The sequence below is a fragment of the Hydrogenophaga sp. 5NK40-0174 genome, assembly GCF_040372165.1.
In the GTDB taxonomy this organism is placed as follows: domain Bacteria; phylum Pseudomonadota; class Gammaproteobacteria; order Burkholderiales; family Burkholderiaceae_C; genus Hydrogenophaga.
On sequence record NZ_BAABWG010000001.1, the window covers coordinates 54,326 to 69,627 of the forward strand.

Sequence of the window (15,302 nt, forward strand, 5' to 3'; positions counted from 1 at the left end):
TCTTTGGCGAAGCAAAGAAAAGTACCTCGCCCGCCGGGGCGAGACCCGGCATGTGAATTTGGCGAAGCAAAAGAAAGTGAGTCGCCCTTAAGGCGAAACCCGGTATTCCACGTTGGCCAAGCCTCTAGGCTGGAGAAGACAGTATGAGCCTCCTCGAACTCAAAAACATCAACCAATACTACGGCGGCAGCCACATCCTCCGCAACGTGAACCTCAAGGCCGAAATGGGCAAGGTCACGGTGGTGCTGGGCCGCAACGGCGTGGGCAAAACCACCTTGCTCAAGTCGCTCATGGGCCTGGTGCCCATCAAGAGCGGTTCCATCGAGCTAGAAGGCCAATCCATCGAAAAGAAGAACCCCTACGAGCGGGCGCGCAGTGGCATTGGCTTTGTGCCGCAAGGCCGTGAGATCTTCGCGCGCCTGACCGTAGAGGAAAACCTGGAAATGGGGCTGGCCTACAAAAAGGGTGGCACGCCGATCCCATCGGAACTGTTTGAGTTGTTTCCTGTGCTCAAACAGATGCTGCATCGCCGAGGGGGCGATCTTTCAGGTGGTCAGCAACAGCAACTGGCCATTGCGCGAGCCCTGGCCGCGGGGCCCAAGCTGTTGGTTCTGGACGAACCCACCGAAGGCATTCAGCCCAACATCATCAAGGATATTGGCAAGGTGATTCGCATGTTGGCCGATCGCGGCAACATGGGCATCTTGCTGGTGGAGCAGTACTACGACTTCGCCGAGGAGCTGGCCGACGAGTATGTGGTGATGGAGAGAGGTGAAGTCATCGCTGCAGGCCCTGGTACCGAGATGGCCGAGAAGGGGATCCGGCAGCTGGTGGCCATCTGATCTCTGGCGAAGGCGAGACTCAACCCTGCGAGGCGCCCGTTGTGGCTGGCCACAGGCCGCCGTTTTGCGAGTCCGCTTCATCACGCGTGGCCAGCAGCCCTTTCCTGTTTGACGGCTTGTAGGAGGTGGGCAGGGAGATGCCCCCGGCGGATCGACCGGTGATGGGCAGGTCGCCCAGGCCAGCGTGCAGTTCGTTGGTTCGGTATTTTTCGCGCATGTCGTCGGCCTTTGCCTTGAGCGCGTCGTAGTTTTCGATGTCGTCCCTGTATCGGTCCAGGACTGACTGGGCGGACTCGATCAGCTTGGCGTTGCAGCTCCCTTTGCCCTGGGTGAGGAGTTTTTCGACGGCTGCCTGTGGCTTGCCGTCGAGGCAGAGCGTCATGGCTTCTTCAGACCACTTAGAGACGGCATCAAAGCCTTGCTGAATACGCTTGGCAAAGTCCTGTCGTTCGGCGACGGCGCAGCACAGGAGTTGGGTCAGTGCCTTGCTCGAAGCGAAGCGCAATCCCATGGTGTCGACGGCTGCCTCGACTTCGTACAGCTGGATGGACCGGATGGCCAGACGCGTCATCAGGGAAAGCAGGTTGCAGGCTGCTTCGAAGTCAAAAGCGGGATCCAGGACCTGTTTGTGCAGGAAGCGAATGTCGTCAAGCGCTCTCGCAATCTGGTGGTCCTGAATGGCCACCATCGTCTGGACGGTTTCGAGCAGACGTTTGGCCCGGTCCTTCTCAGGATGGCGTTCGCAATAGTCACGCAACCCATCGCGGCACCGGTTGAGTCCCTTCGGTTCGTATGCATCCAGCTTGGAGAATGCGGCCAGCACCCAGGCCTGTGGGTCGAACAGTTTTGACTCCTGACCGATCTGGATGGCGCGTTCCAGCAGTTCGATGCCTTCCTCTCGCTCACCCACGTAGTAAGCCATCAATCCGTGCTTGAGCAGGCGGCTGACGGATGATGGGGTCAGCCGAGTCGACAGCTTGAACGTCTCCATGGCCTGGCGAAAATCGCCCATCTCGAACTGGGCCCGCGCCATGATGTCGTAGGCGTCGCTATAGCCCGGCTGGGCGTCCACCAGCTTTTGCAGTGTAGAGACCGCCTTCTCAGGCTCGGCATTGGCCATCTGAACCCGCGCGATACCCAGTCGCGCCCATGGCAAAGTCTTGGCATTGGCGACGGCTTCGTACAGGCTTTGCGCCTGTGCAAACTCACCGATGCGCAGCATCAGTTCAGCACCGATTCTTGCCGCGTGGAGCCAGTAGGGCCCGCGTGCGTCAAAGCGTTGCTTGCACAGCCTGGCTGCCTCGCGGTAATTCTCACGGTCGATGGCATCGAAGATGTCATGCAGTGCGATCTTGCGATCCCTGGCCAGGGCGATGCGGTCGGTCAGTGCGGTCGAGGTATGGGGCTTGATGAGGTATGCGTCCAGTGCCGATTCGGCTGCCTCTGCGACCTTGCTGTAGGTGGCCTGCGACGTGACAATCACAAAGATGGTGAAGAACGGAAGCATGCAGTTCTGGCGCAAGTCGTCCAGCAGCTCCTGACCCGTCGTGTCCTCGGCGTCAAAGTGCTGTTCGCACACCACCAGGTCGTAGGTGCCGAGCTCCAGTTTGAGTCGCGCATCCGACGGCCTGGAGCACTGCACGATCCTGCCGACACCGAACTCGCGCAAATGACTCACGATCAACCCCCGTGACTGTGCGTTTCCATCACAGACTAGGGCACTGGCTTCACGAATCGACGGGTTACTTCCTGGCATCTTTTTGATCTTTTGGTAACGGCTGGTCCACTCAGCGAACACAGCCCGATGAAAACCTTAGATGCACATTGTGAAGATGCATGCACGCAGTTCAAACCCTGAACAACGGCAGAAATGGCCGTCAGTTCAGCAGCTTTGATCAATGGCTGGACAAGGGGTGCGATTTGCCACCCCAGCGGGGTCAAACGTGCCAGATACGTGCCGAGGAGGCAGGCATATCCCAGGCTGCAGGGCGAAGCTGTGCCCACACCGCCTGGAAGTAGGCCATCAGGGGCTCAACCACAGGAGCCAGTGCCCGGATGACGATCATCTGTCCGTTGGGGCTGGTACAGCCGACCACGATGTCGGCGCTCGCCTGGACGCTTCGGGCAGCCTCGAGCAAGTGCTCCATGCGGTCCCGGCCCAAGGTACTGCCGCTGGCCAGCACCATGGTCCCCAGGCTGCGCTGACCGTTGAGGCCGACCGGAGAGTTGAGCAACCTCGAATCGGTGGCATCCAGCCAGCCCTCTTCCAGCCACAGCTTGCCGAGCGACATCCGCTGGTGGAAACGACCTCGTTCATAAGCCTGACCCGCTGCCGGCAGACCGAGCGCTGTCACATCCCAGGCCATGATCTCGGCGCCTTCGGCCAGTTCGATCTCGAGATGGTTGTGGCCGAAACAGCCTGAGTACGCGATCGTCTCCAGCGGCAGCCATTCGAGGCGGGCCCTGTTCTCGACTTTCAGCCTGACCAGCTGTTGGCCGGGAACATTGTCCGAGGCATAAAAGCGAGTGGCACCTGGCGTGCTGATGAAGGCGTGCGCCCCCTCGGCAACGCGCACAGCAACGTCGAGCGTGTCACCTTCGACTATCCCGCCAGGTGGGTGCACGATCACGTTGTGGCAGACAGCGGGGCCTTCGGGGAAGTGGCTTTTGAGCACCCGCAGCGGTCCATCGTGCGATGCTTGTACGTAAGTCTTGCCGCCGTCTTGGCGCAAATAGTTCAGTTCCAGCTTGGCTTGCCAGGGCATCTGATGAGTGTAGCCTCGATCTGGGGGTCAATGCGCGTGCGCACCTCGGTGGGCCCAGCCGGTCATGCGCTTCTCAAGCAGGCTGAACAACTCGTACATGAGCATGGCCATCACACCCACCACAATCAGGCCAGAGAAGGCCAGGCCCATTTGCATGGACGATCCAGCGGAGATGAGCAGGTAGCCGATGCCTTCGTTGGAGGCGGTCATTTCGGAGACCGTGGTGCCCACAAAAGCCAATGTGATGGCAACCTTGAGCGACGCAAAGAAGTAGGGCATGGAACGCGGCAGCCCGATCTTGATGAGCACATCCCAGCGCTTGGCCCCCAGGACCCGCAGTACGTCTTCCAGTTCCGGCTCCAGGGTCGCAAGGCCGGTGGCTATGTTCACCATGATGGGGAAGAAGCTGATGAGAAAGGCGGTGAGGATGGCCGGCCCGATGCCGATGCCGAACCACACCACCAGAATCGGGACAAAGGCAGCTTTGGGCAACGCGTTGAAGGCTGTCATGAGCGGGTAGATGGCAGCATAGGCCAGGCGTGAGCTGCCGATCAGGAAACCCAGCAACACACCGACGACGATGGCCAGACCAAATCCGGCCATGGTGACCCAGAAGGTGCGCCAGGCGTGACCGAGGATCACTTCCTTGAATTCCAGTGTCTGCTCCCAGATGCGGGAAGGACTGGGGAAGATGAACTCGGAGACGCCAAAGCCTCGGGTGATGGCCTCCCAGATCAGGATCACCAAGGCCAGCAGCAAGAAGGGCGACCAACGCTCAAGTGTTCTGGATGTCATGGCTGTGTTTGCACCTGAGGTGATCGCAGCGCGCCGATGTGTCCGCGCAGTTCGTGAACGATGTCTGCGAACTCGGGTGTGTAGGTCACCTCCAGTTCGCGTGTGCGGGCAATGGGGATGTCCCGTTGCACCACGAATCGGCCAGGGCTCTTGCTCATGCAGTAGACCGTGTCGGCCAGAAAGACCGATTCGCGCAGGTCGTGCGTGACCAGCACAACGTTGAAACGTTGCGCCTCCCACAGGTCGCGCAGGGTGCACCAGAGCTCTTCTCGGGTGAAGGCGTCCAGCGCGCCGAAGGGTTCATCGAGCAGTAGCATCTTGGGCTCGTGGATGAGGGCGCGGCAAATGCTGGCGCGCTGTTGCATGCCGCCAGACAATTCCCAGGGGTACTTGCCACCCATGCCGCCGAGGCCCACCCGTTCGAGCAGGGCCAGTGCGCGTTGCTCGAACTCCTTGCGCCGGTCTTTGAACTGGCGCCGATACGGCTCAACGATCTCCAGTGGCAGCAAGACGTTGTCGAGCGTGGTGCGCCACGGCAAAAGCGAAGGCGCCTGAAACGCCATGCCGGAAATCTTCAGCGGGCCGTCGACCGGCTGCCCATCGATCAGGATGCGCCCCTTGGTGGGCTTGCGCAGGCCTGTGGTCAGTTTCATGAAGGTGGACTTGCCGCAGCCCGAAGGACCGACGATGGCAACAAAGGCTCCCTGATCCACTTTCAAGTGGATGTCTTCAACAGCGAATTGCCCCTGTGCTGTCAACGCGTCGCTGTAGGCCAGCCAGACGCCGTCGAAGTCGATAAAGGGCGCCTGGGCGGTGGGCTGGGTCATCGCGTCATTTCGCCTTGGGCAGAATGTCCAGCACCGATTTCTCGGGCAGGAATGAGCCGTTCCAGACAGCCTTGGGATCGATGCGCGTCTTGGTGCCGTAGGCGTCCGACACCTGCGAGGCCATCAGTGCGAGGCGAGCGGCATCCACATGCCCAAACCCTTCCTTGCGCGCATCAGGGCTGGCCACCACCGAATCGATGGCCAGTTGAAGCCGGCGTGTTTCCAGCGTGGTGTTGATGATGCCGTCTCTGGCCTTGATGGCCTTGACGCCTTCACCCGGGTTGGCGATCACCTCCCTGGCGCCTTTGCTGAACGCAGCCAGAAATGCTTTGATGGCGTCAGGGTTCTCGGCAATCAGCTTGGGGCTGGCGATGATGGCATTGCCGTAGAGCTTCACGCCGTTGTCGGCATAGGGCATGACGACAATGTCGTCAGGCTTCACGCCGCGGGCTTCCAGGTTGAGCAGGGACGTGAAGGAAAAGCCGGTGATGGCATCCACGTCTCCTCGCACCAGCATGGTCTCGCGCAATGGCGGGTCCATGGATGTCCAGGTGACCTTGGTGACCTTGTTGGCTTTCTGGAAGATCGGGAAGGCTTTGCGGCCGGCATCAAACACTGGTGCGCCCAGCTTCTTGCCTTCCAGATCTGCGGGTGCCTTGATGCCGCTTTTCTTGAGCGCAAACACCGCTGCTGGCGTATTGTTGTAGACCATCATGACGGCCACCGGCTTGTTCGGTGCGTCAGGGTTGTTGGCGTGAAACTCCATCAAGGCTGCGAGGTCGGCAAAGCCCATGTCATAGGTGCCCGATGCCACGCGCGTCACGGCGCCGCCTGATCCGTTGCCCGAGTCCACGGTCACGTCGAGGCCGGCCGCTTTGAAGTAGCCGTTGGCTTCAGGGAGCAGGAAGAGGGCGGAGGGACCTTCAAACCGCCAGTCGAGCTGAAACTTGATGGGCGTTTCGGCGTGGGCCTTGGCAAATGCCAGCGTGGCGGTGACAGCGATAGCGGACGAGATGACTTGGCGCCTGAGCATGGGAAACATGGGGAAGTGCCTCCAGAGGGGGTAAGTGGACAATCCCTGGTCTTCAGCAAATTCGGTGCCAGTCCGTGGAATGGGCATACGCCTGATCCGGGCGCTGGTGCAGTGGTTGGTGCACCATCGAGGTGCGAACTGCCGCCACAGTGGATTTCCGTGGGCCAATGAAAAAGGGGACGCTGCTGCGTCCCCTTCCTTGCCTGGATGACGGTGATCTTGGCTCAGCGTCGCTGGCATGCGGCCGCGTGGGCCGTCATGTTCAGCACACGGCGCATGGAGGCAGCCGGTGTGAGGATGTAGGCCGACGCCGCCACGCCCATCAGGACTGGCCCCACGGTCACGCCGCCACTGGACGTGGTCTTGAGCACGTTGTAGAGGATGTTGGCCGAGTCCAGGTTAGGGCAGATCAGGATGTTGGCCGAGCCACTGAGCGTGGTGTCTGCCAGGTATGCGGTGCGAATTTCCGGTTGCAGGGCAGCGTCGCCGTGCAGTTCGCCATCGCATTCGATATCGGGGTGCTGCGCCACGAAGATGTCGCGTGCCTGGCGCATCTTCTTGGCTGATGCGCGCTTGGAGGTGCCAAAGCTGGAGTGCGAGAGGAAAGCGACCTTGGGTGGCAGGCCAAAGCGCTGCACTTCCTGGGCCGCCATCCAGGCGATCTCTGCCAGCTGCTCCGCGCTGGGATCTTCGTTGACGTAGGTGTCGGCAATGAAGATGGGGCCAAGGTCGGTCATCAGGGCATTGAGGCAGGCGTAGTTGGTCACGCCCGGCTTTTTGCCCAGGATGCTGTCGATGCGTTCGAGGTGGGTCACGAAGTTGCCCACCAGGCCACAGATCACCGCGTCAGCGTCGCCGAGCGAAACCATGAGCGAACCGATGATGGTGTTCGAGCGGCGCACCGCCGCCTTGGCGACCTGAGGCGTGGCACCATTGCGGCCCATGAGCTTGTGGTAATGCTCCCAGTACTGGCGGAAACGCTCGTCCATTTCGGGGTTCACGTTCTCCACGTCTACGCCCAGCTTCATGCGCAGGCCAGCTTTCTTGATGCGTGCCTCGATCACCGCCGGGCGGCCGATCAGGATGGGCGTGGCCAGTCGCTCGTCGATGGCCATCTGGGCGGCGCGCAAGGCACGTTCGTCTTCGCCATCGGCGAACGCGACGCGTTTGCTTTCAGGTGCAATGGCTTTGGCCGCGTTGAAGATGGGCCTCATCATGATGCCGGTTCGGCTCACAAACTGCCCCAGGCTGTCGACATAGGCTTCCATGTCCTGAATAGGACGTGTGGCCACACCGGAAGCCTCCGCAGCCTTGGCAACAGCCGGCGCGATTTTGAGAATCAGGCGCGAGTCGAACGGCTTGGGGATGATGTAGTCAGGGCCGAAGTTCAGATCCTGCCCGGCGTAGGCTGCAGCCACTTCATCGCTGGTCTCGGACTTGGCCATGTCGGCGATTTCGCGCACGCAGGCCAGCTTCATTTCCTCGGTGATCTTGGTCGCGCCACAGTCGAGTGCGCCGCGGAAGATGTAGGGAAAGCAGAGAACGTTGTTGACCTGGTTCGGGTAGTCCGAGCGGCCGGTGGCGATGATGCAGTCGGGGCGCACTTCCTTGGCCAGTTCCGGGCGAATCTCCGGCTCGGGGTTGGCCAATGCCAGGATGATGGGCTGCGTGCCCATGGTCTTGACCATGTCCTGGGTGAGTAAGCCGGCAGCGGAGCAGCCGAGGAACACGTCGGCCTCGCGGCAGGCGTCGGCCAGCGTGCGGGCATCGGTGGTCTGGCAGTAGCGTTGCTTGGACTCGTCGAGCTTGCCGGCTTTGGCGTCTTCACGCTCGTTCTGGATCACGCCTTTGGAGTCGCACACCAGAATGTTTTTCGGGTCCACGCCCAGACCGACCATCAGGTCCAGGCAGGCGATGGCCGCTGCACCTGCGCCGGAGACCGCAACCTTCACGCGGGCAATGTCCTTGCCAACCAGCTCCAGGCCGTTGAGCAATGCTGCGCCAGAGATGATGGCGGTACCGTGCTGGTCGTCGTGGAAGACTGGAATCTTCATGCGGTCGCGCAGCTTGCGCTCGATCGTGAAGCACTCGGGCGCCTTGATGTCTTCGAGGTTGACACCACCCAGGGTGGGCTCGAGCGCCGCGATGATCTCGACGAGCTTGTCGGGGTCGCGTTCAGCCAGCTCGATGTCGAACACGTCGATGCCGGCAAATTTCTTGAACAGGCAGCCTTTGCCTTCCATCACCGGCTTGCCCGCCAGAGGGCCGATATCGCCCAGACCCAAGACGGCGGTTCCGTTGGTGATCACGCCCACCAGATTACTGCGGCTGGTGTACTCGGCGGCCAGAGAGGGGTCTTGCTGGATGGCCAGGCACGGATAGGCCACGCCGGGCGAGTACGCCAGGGACAAATCGCGCTGATTGGACAGCGGCTTGGTCGGGACGACTGCGATCTTGCCTTTGTTGGGGGTGCGATGGTAGTCAAGCGCAGCGTCGCGCAGCGCGATTTCTTGAGGGGTCATGGAATCTCCGGCGTCCAGTGGCGATGCTGGCGCATTTTGTGGTGTTTTTTCGGTCGTGGCCATCCCGGCCCTGGCCCTCTATTCTGACACGCTGACAGATGCTTTGCTGCGCTGCACAGCAAGGATTGACGCGGGTTTCAACGCATGATTCCCTATTTCGCGAAGTGGAAACCGGGTGGATTGTGGCCTTGGAGCAGAGGTCCCTCAATCGGCCTTGAGCCAGTCGTACAAAGATCGGGCCAACACTTGCGTGGCCGCTTTGAGGTCGCTCAGCGCCAGTCGCTCGTCTGCCCGTTTGGCGTGAGACTCCAGCACCGTATGAGGGCCTGCACCGTAGATGACGGCGGGAATGCCTCTGGCCGCATAGAGGCGCGCATCGGTGTAGAGCGGCGTACCCACGGCGGGGACGTCTTCTCCGAAAAGCGCAGAGGCATGCCGCTGGATGACGGTGGAAAGCCGTTCATGGCCGGGCAGTGGCTTCATGGCTTTGGCCAGCAGCATGCGACGCACCGTCACCTTGAGCGACTTGCCGCCACGGGGTGGTGAAAAGCTCGCAGCAGCATCAGCAATCGTCTGGCGCAGTGATGCCTCCACCGTCTCCGGGTCCTCTTCCGGCAACATGCGGCGATCGAGTTTGATGACCACCTTTCCCGGCACAACATTGGTATTGGTGCCCCCCTGGATCAGCCCGATGTTCAGGTAGGGATGATCAATGCCGTCGACCCCGGACCGGATATCGAGATACCCCGCGTTGAGCGGGTAGAGCGCATTGAGGATGTGGTTGGCGCCTTGCAGCGCATCGGTTCCGGTGTCCGGAATGGCGGCATGTGCCATTTCCCCTTCGACGGTCACCTCCAGCTGCAGGCAGCCGTTGTGCGCCACCACAACCTGATGACTGAAGCCGGCGGCCACCAGGAAGTCAGGTTTGACGATGCCCTTTTCCAGCAGCCAGCCAGGACCAAGCTCACCACCAAACTCTTCGTCGTAAGTGAAGTGCAGTTCCACGCCGCCCCGAAGTGGAAGCGCCAGGGACAGGAGTGCGCGCAATGCAAAAGTGAAGCTGGCAAAGTCGGATTTGCTGACGGCAGCTGCGCGCCCGAACAGCATCCCGTCCTCGATCTCGCCGCCATAGGGGTCGTGCGTCCACCCCTCGCCAGGGGGCACGACGTCGCCGTGGGCATTGAGTGCGATCACAGGGCCCGTGTCGGCGAACCTCTGGCGCACCACCAGGTTGGTGATGCTCTTGAGGCCGGCTGACTTCACGACGTCTTCCGGGACGGCATGCTGCTCCGCGTCCAGGCCCATTGCGGCCAGCAGTTCAGCCGTGCGCAACGCGTGCGGTGCATTGTTGCCAGGCGGCGTATCGGTGGGCACGCGCACCAGCGCCTGAAGAAAGCGCGTCTGGTCGCCAAAATGTTCTTCGACCCAGGCGTCAAGGCGCGCATGGATGGCGTTGTCGGATGCAGTGCTCATGTATTCGGCCATGTCGTTGAGTGTTCAAGAGCCAGACGGTGGAGCAGCCGCCGGAAAGCGTCTGCCGCCAGGTCCAGGTCGTCTGCGGTGCATGACTCCAGGGGGTTGTGGCTGATACCGTTGTTCTCGCCGCGCACGAACAGCATGGCCTGGGGAAGCATGTGGTGCAGCTCCATGGCGTCGTGGCCTGCACCAGACGGCATGCGATGAACGGGTAAGCCCATCTCGCTCACCACGGCCTCCCAGTGGGCTTGCCAGGCCGGCGCTGATGGAGCGGCCGAAGCGCGCATGACCTCCTCGAGCTTGAGCATCACGCCGCGCCGGATACAAATGCCTTGCAGTTCGGCGATGAGATCATGGGACAGTGCATCGCGTTGTTCGTCTGACGGTGCGCGCATGTCGATGGAGAAACTGCAGCGACCGGGCACCACGTTGGTCGAACCAGACGGCACGTGCAACATACCCACGGTGGCCACCGAATCACCATCTCTTGTGGCCCTGCGTTCCGCAAATACCATGAACTCTGCGGCAGCGGCGGCGGCATCCTGCCTCAGTTGCATCGGCGTGGTGCCCGCGTGGCTCGCCGTACCGATGACCTCGCACCGGTAACGGACGCTGGCGTTGATGGACGTGACCACACCCAGCGGCAGGTTCAGGCTCGGCAGCACCGGACCTTGCTCGATGTGCAACTCCACGAACGCCAGGTAATCCCTGGGGTTTCGGCATTCGGCAGCGATGGCATCCATCTCGCCCGGCAGACCCACGGCACGCATCGCCTGCGCGACCGTATGGCCATCCTTGTCAGCCATGCTCAGCCACCCTCGCTGGAAGCGGCCGGTGAGCGCAGCGGACCCAAGAAAGGTGGCCGAGAACCGCTGACCTTCTTCTTCGGCAAATGCCACGACCTCAATGCCGAAAGGCAGTCGTCGTTTCTCTGCATGGAGAGCCGCCACCACAGCCAGTGGCACCAGAATGCCCAGGCGCCCATCGTAGCGTCCGGCATCACGGACGGTGTCGTAGTGGCTGCCTGTCAGCAGGTAGCGTGCATCCGGCGTGTCCTGCGGAGGGTGATATCGCGCCACCACGTTGCCCACAGCATCTTGCCGGACCTCGTCGAATCCGGCTGCCTGCATACGTTCCATCAGGTCTGTCGCACATGCCCGGTGCGCCGGGCTGAGGTAGTCCACACTGAGAACGCTCGGATCTGGTGACTGTGTGTGGCGGGCGAGGTGCGCATGCTCATCCCACAGTGAATCGCCAATGGCAGGTGCCTGGGCGAATCGCTCATTGAGCCGAAGTTCTGCGATCCGGTGCACTTGCCGCAGGCATTCGGTGCGCTCAGCCTGAAGGGTGCCGTGCAGTCGGCGGGAGAAATGGCCGATGATCTGCCCTGGCGTGAGGCCTGTGCCCCTTGGGCCGCGCACGGCCAGAATGAACGGGAACCCGAACTGTGCCCGGTAGGCCAGGTTCAGGCGTTGCAGCGTTTCGAACTCTTCCTCTGTGCATTGGGTGAGTCCGGCGCGCTGCTGCTCACTGGTGGACGCTGCGGTCAGTGTCCTGGCCACCATGGCCTTCCCAGCCAGTTCGGGGTGGGCCTTGAGCAAGGTTTCCTGCGCTTCAGTACCAGCATCCTCGACGGCCTTGGCCATGCAGTACTTGAGGGCGGCAAGCGTCGCAAACGGCCGATGCTTCAGCGCTTGTTCGGCCACCCAAGGGGAATGCTCGTAGATGTCGCCGAGCCAGCGCAGGGCCGTGTCGTGTGAGGCCTTGTTCAGTGCCTCGAGGGTCAATGGAGCTGTCATGGCGCAGGGCGAGGGTGTGTGGCTTGCCAGTGGCGAGCGATGTCCAGGCGAGTGGCCACCCACACGTGTGCATGCTGCTGGATATGGTCCAGGAACCGCTGCAAGGCCGTGATCCGTCCGGGGCGGCCGAGCAGGCGGCAATGCATCCCAATGCTCATCATCTTGGGCCGGTCGAGTCCTCCCGGATCGCCTTCTGCGTACAAGGCATCGAAAGTGTCCTTCATGTACTGAAAGAAGGGATCGGCGTGTGAGTAGCCTTGTGGCAGCGCAAATCGCATGTCGTTGCAATCGAGCGTGTAAGGCACGATCAGTTGCGTGGCGTCGGTGCCGTCGGTTCGACGCACTTTCATCCAGAAGGGCAGGTCGTCGCCATAGTAGTCGCTGTCGTAGAGCAGTTGGTCATCGTCAGCCACCAGACGGTGGGTGTTGGGGCTGTCGCGCCCGGTGTACCAGCCCTGAGGGCGCACGCCGGTCTGGGACTCGATCATGGCCAGTGCCTCTGCCATGTGAGCTCGCTCCGTGGCTTCGTCCACGTCCTGGTAGTGAATCCACTTGAGTCCGTGGCAGGCAATTTCATGGCCCATCTCCATGAAGGCGGCACATACCTCTGGCGAACGCTGCAAGGCAGTGGCCACGCCGAACACCGTGAGGGGCAGGCGCCGCCCTTCGAACTCTCGCAGAATTCGCCAGACACCTGCGCGCGAGCCGTACTCGTAGATGCCTTCCATGCTCATGTGTCTGGCGGGGTATGCGGCCGGGTTGAACATCTCGGAGAGAAACTGTTCGGACGACGGGTCACCGTGGAGCACGCAGTTCTCGCCACCTTCTTCATAGTTGAGGACAAATTGCACGGCAATGCGGGCGCCACCCGGCCACTGCGCGTGTGGCGGGTTGCGGCCATGACCGGCAAGGTCGCGAGGGTAGGGGGTGGTGGCGTCGTACATGGAAATGGCGGGCTCCATCGAAGAAGACAAGCTCATGATAGTCATGCCTGAGCAAGTTCTGTGCACACCGGTCACCCAGAAGGGGCTTCGGGTGTGGGTACACTGGGACGCGACAATGCCAATTCACGTTTCTTGACGGAACGACACTCGCAGGAGGCCACTGATGGGACTGAGCACGCATGTACTGGATACGGCCAATGGCTGCCCCGCCGCCGGCATGTCCGTGGCCTTGTGGGCGACTTCGTCCGATGGCACGAGCCGGCTGATACGTGAGATCGTGCTCAATGAAGATGGTCGCAGTCCGGAAGGTCCCTTGATCGGCGATGGAGCGCTGACCAAGGGCACCTACCGACTGGTGTTCGAGGTCAAGGCCTACTTCGAGCGAAAGGGGGTGCAGCTTCCTGAGCCCGCCTTCCTGGACAAGGTCAGCCTGGATTTCGGCGTGGCAGATCCTGACGACCACTATCACGTGCCGTTGCTGGTCAGTCCGTGGAGCTACTCAACCTACCGGGGCAGCTGACGGAAGAGGCTGGCCGAAGTCGAATGGACCTGCCCAAAGTCAAAAGCCCGCTGTTCGCGGGCTTTTTCTGTGGCCAGGGACGCCTCGGATATCAGCGGTTGCGCTGGCCTTCTGTCAGTGTGTCGAGCTGGAAGTTCCCACTGCGATCCCACAGCCAGACATCGGTATAGGTGACGCTGCCCATGCGGACAGGCGCGGGAAATGGCTCTGCGGCGCGCACGGTACGCTCGATTTCAGCCATCACTTCGGGCACATGATTGGGAGCACGCATCCAGTTCAGGCGTTGAACCTTGCCGCGCTTGTCCACATCCACTTGCAGCACGCCGACCGCGTAGAGCAGCGGGGGCATCTTGCCTTTGAAGATGCGGTGATCGTTTTTGGCGTAGAGGTGTTTCGCACCGTCCCTGCGATAGTCGCGAGGAGTGGAGGCGTCTGAAATAAGGTCTGGCAACGGCTCGGCTGGCGCGACTTCAACAGGCGGCTCAGGAACCGGCTCGGGGGCTCGGGTCGCGCAAGCGGCCATGATCAAGGCGGCGCCCAGGACCATTGCGTGGCGCAGCGATTGCTTCAAGGCAGGTGCAGAAGGCAGGGAATTCATGACTGTGTCCTGGTTTGGGGCCTACGCAAGCGGCCACAATGCACCCATCTGGGGCATCGAAACGGAATTTCTTTGACTGATCTACAGTCTATTGATTATCGACAGGCTTGAACATGGCCTGATGACCGTTAGAGGAGCAAGGCGTGCCATCCGTCATTGTTGAACCACGTTTATTGACGCGAAAGCCACATTTGAGCCGTGTGGCGCGACTGGGATGCGAGCGTTTACACGCTGGCGAAGCCGCCGTCTGTGTGAGCATCGAGAGTGCCAAAGGTTCAGCACCCCGGGAGCCTGGTGCATGGATGCTGGTGTTCGGAGCGGGAGACGCTGTTGGCAGCATCGGCGGGGGGCGGCTTGAATGGCTCGCCATGGCGCATGCGGTCGAGATGCTGGACAGGTCGGACCGGGACGGCGCGGGCACGGAGCGGCGTGAGTGGGGTCTGGGGCCAGTGCTGGGGCAGTGTTGTGGCGGCCGTGTCCGTGTGGCGTTTGAGCGGACGGAAGGCAGCGAGTCGCAGGCGTGGGAGGCGCGGCTGTCGGAACAGGCTGCCTTTGTGCATGTGTTTGGTGCCGGACACGTGGGCATGGCGATTCATCGGGCTGCGCAAGACCTTCCGCTGGCGGTGACCCTGCTGGACAGCCGCCCTGAGTGCCAATGGCAGCCAGCGCAAACCGGAGTAGATGCCGAGGCAAAGGCGGGTCTGGTCTCTCTTGATGACATCGACTGGCCCGAAGACGCCGTGCCGGACTTGCCGGCCGGAGGCGCTGTGCTGGTCATGACGCATTCGCATGCGGAAGATTTCGACATCATGCTCGCGCTGCTGACACGGCAAGCCTCGAAGGGCGATCTGCCTTTCATTGGCCTCATCGGAAGCCGGAGCAAGTGGCAGGGGTTTCGGCGGCGTTTGAGCGAGCGTGGTGTGGACGAGGCAGTGCTCGATCAGGTGCATTGCCCCATCGGCCTGCCCGGTGTGCGGGGCAAATCGCCAGGGGTGGTGGCCGCAGCAGTGGTTGCCCAGCTCTTGTCGGTGTTGCCGCAGGAGTCAACCTGAAAGCCTGGCATGCAAGTCGCTACACTCGATCCAGATGTCGAGGTCGCCGCGGAGCGGCGTTCGAGGCGCACCGCCTTGAACCATGCGCGACCCTTTGGCAGCCTACAGCGCCCGCTGTGGTGGGCTGCC

13 protein-coding genes are annotated in these 15,302 nt (G+C 61.7%); 3 read left to right on the forward strand and 10 right to left on the reverse strand.

Translation table 11 applies throughout. From position 1 onward, the window contains the following. Window positions 1–143 precede the first annotated feature (143 nt). A complete protein-coding gene (gene urtE, locus ABWV89_RS00255) occupies window positions 144–842 on the forward strand; it encodes an urea ABC transporter ATP-binding subunit UrtE (RefSeq protein WP_353393089.1) in 699 nt (232 codons plus the stop codon). Between the two features lie 19 nt (window positions 843–861). Here urtE and ABWV89_RS00260 read toward each other — a convergent pair whose 3' ends face one another. From ABWV89_RS00260 to puuE, 9 genes are all read right to left on the reverse strand, one after another. Beyond that, window positions 862–2,520, reverse strand: a complete 1,659-nt coding sequence (locus ABWV89_RS00260) for a tetratricopeptide repeat protein (RefSeq protein WP_353393090.1) — start codon at window positions 2,518–2,520, stop codon at window positions 862–864. Between the two features lie 259 nt (window positions 2,521–2,779). After that, on the reverse strand, window positions 2,780–3,607 hold the full coding sequence (locus ABWV89_RS00265) for an urease accessory protein UreD (RefSeq protein WP_353393092.1): 828 nt from the start codon (window positions 3,605–3,607) through the stop codon (window positions 2,780–2,782). A gap of 27 nt (window positions 3,608–3,634) precedes the next feature. Further along, complete coding sequence (locus ABWV89_RS00270) at window positions 3,635–4,402, reverse strand: ABC transporter permease (protein ID WP_353393094.1); 768 nt, start codon at window positions 4,400–4,402, stop codon at window positions 3,635–3,637. Further along, window positions 4,399–5,229 carry an ABC transporter ATP-binding protein gene (locus tag ABWV89_RS00275; protein ID WP_353393096.1) on the reverse strand — a complete coding sequence of 277 codons (831 nt, stop codon included), beginning with the start codon at window positions 5,227–5,229 and terminating at the stop codon, window positions 4,399–4,401. The genes ABWV89_RS00270 and ABWV89_RS00275 overlap by 4 nt, the downstream gene beginning before the upstream one ends. A gap of 4 nt (window positions 5,230–5,233) precedes the next feature. After that, a complete protein-coding gene (locus tag ABWV89_RS00280) occupies window positions 5,234–6,262 on the reverse strand; it encodes an ABC transporter substrate-binding protein (protein WP_353395102.1) in 1,029 nt (342 codons plus the stop codon). A gap of 224 nt (window positions 6,263–6,486) precedes the next feature. Beyond that, window positions 6,487–8,784: an NADP-dependent malic enzyme gene (locus ABWV89_RS00285; RefSeq protein WP_353393098.1), complete on the reverse strand. Its 2,298-nt coding sequence runs from the start codon at window positions 8,782–8,784 to the stop codon at window positions 6,487–6,489. A 204-nt stretch (window positions 8,785–8,988) separates the two neighbouring features. After that, a complete protein-coding gene (locus tag ABWV89_RS00290; protein WP_353393100.1) occupies window positions 8,989–10,257 on the reverse strand; it encodes a M20/M25/M40 family metallo-hydrolase in 1,269 nt (422 codons plus the stop codon). Further along, window positions 10,254–12,059: a 2-oxo-4-hydroxy-4-carboxy-5-ureidoimidazoline decarboxylase gene (gene uraD / locus ABWV89_RS00295; RefSeq protein ID WP_353393102.1), complete on the reverse strand. Its 1,806-nt coding sequence runs from the start codon at window positions 12,057–12,059 to the stop codon at window positions 10,254–10,256. The genes ABWV89_RS00290 and uraD overlap by 4 nt, the downstream gene beginning before the upstream one ends. Next, entirely contained in the window at window positions 12,056–13,039 is a 984-nt protein-coding gene (gene puuE / locus ABWV89_RS00300) for an allantoinase PuuE (protein ID WP_353393104.1), read from the reverse strand. Before puuE ends, uraD begins: the two co-directional genes overlap by 4 nt. 127 nt (window positions 13,040–13,166) lie before the next feature. Between puuE and uraH the strand changes: the two genes are divergently transcribed. Next, window positions 13,167–13,523 (forward strand): hydroxyisourate hydrolase, encoded by a 357-nt coding sequence (gene uraH / locus ABWV89_RS00305; RefSeq protein WP_353393106.1) that lies wholly within the window; start codon window positions 13,167–13,169, stop codon window positions 13,521–13,523. Window positions 13,524–13,614: 91 nt separating this feature from the next. Here the strand turns inward: uraH and ABWV89_RS00310 are convergent, their stop codons facing one another. Further along, complete coding sequence (locus ABWV89_RS00310; RefSeq protein ID WP_353393108.1) at window positions 13,615–14,121, reverse strand: hypothetical protein; 507 nt, start codon at window positions 14,119–14,121, stop codon at window positions 13,615–13,617. A gap of 200 nt (window positions 14,122–14,321) precedes the next feature. Here ABWV89_RS00310 and xdhC point away from each other — a divergent pair, with 200 nt between their 5' ends. Next, window positions 14,322–15,173 (forward strand): xanthine dehydrogenase accessory protein XdhC, encoded by an 852-nt coding sequence (xdhC, locus tag ABWV89_RS00315; RefSeq protein ID WP_353395104.1) that lies wholly within the window; start codon window positions 14,322–14,324, stop codon window positions 15,171–15,173. The last annotated feature ends 129 nt before the right edge of the window (window positions 15,174–15,302 follow it).

Coding starts and splice junctions, on each gene's coding strand:
- uraH (WP_353393106.1), top strand. CDS start 13,167: ATGGGACTGAGCACGCATGTACTGGATACGGCCAATGGCTGCCCCGCC.
- ABWV89_RS00280 (WP_353395102.1), bottom strand. CDS start 6,262: ATGCTCAGGCGCCAAGTCATCTCGTCCGCTATCGCTGTCACCGCCACG.
- ABWV89_RS00265 (WP_353393092.1), bottom strand. CDS start 3,607: ATGCCCTGGCAAGCCAAGCTGGAACTGAACTATTTGCGCCAAGACGGC.
- ABWV89_RS00270 (WP_353393094.1), bottom strand. CDS start 4,402: ATGACATCCAGAACACTTGAGCGTTGGTCGCCCTTCTTGCTGCTGGCC.
- ABWV89_RS00275 (WP_353393096.1), bottom strand. CDS start 5,229: ATGACCCAGCCCACCGCCCAGGCGCCCTTTATCGACTTCGACGGCGTC.
- uraD (WP_353393102.1), bottom strand. CDS start 12,059: ATGACAGCTCCATTGACCCTCGAGGCACTGAACAAGGCCTCACACGAC.
- ABWV89_RS00290 (WP_353393100.1), bottom strand. CDS start 10,257: ATGAGCACTGCATCCGACAACGCCATCCATGCGCGCCTTGACGCCTGG.
- ABWV89_RS00285 (WP_353393098.1), bottom strand. CDS start 8,784: ATGACCCCTCAAGAAATCGCGCTGCGCGACGCTGCGCTTGACTACCAT.
- urtE (WP_353393089.1), top strand. CDS start 144: ATGAGCCTCCTCGAACTCAAAAACATCAACCAATACTACGGCGGCAGC.
- ABWV89_RS00310 (WP_353393108.1), bottom strand. CDS start 14,121: ATGAATTCCCTGCCTTCTGCACCTGCCTTGAAGCAATCGCTGCGCCAC.
- puuE (WP_353393104.1), bottom strand. CDS start 13,039: ATGAGCTTGTCTTCTTCGATGGAGCCCGCCATTTCCATGTACGACGCC.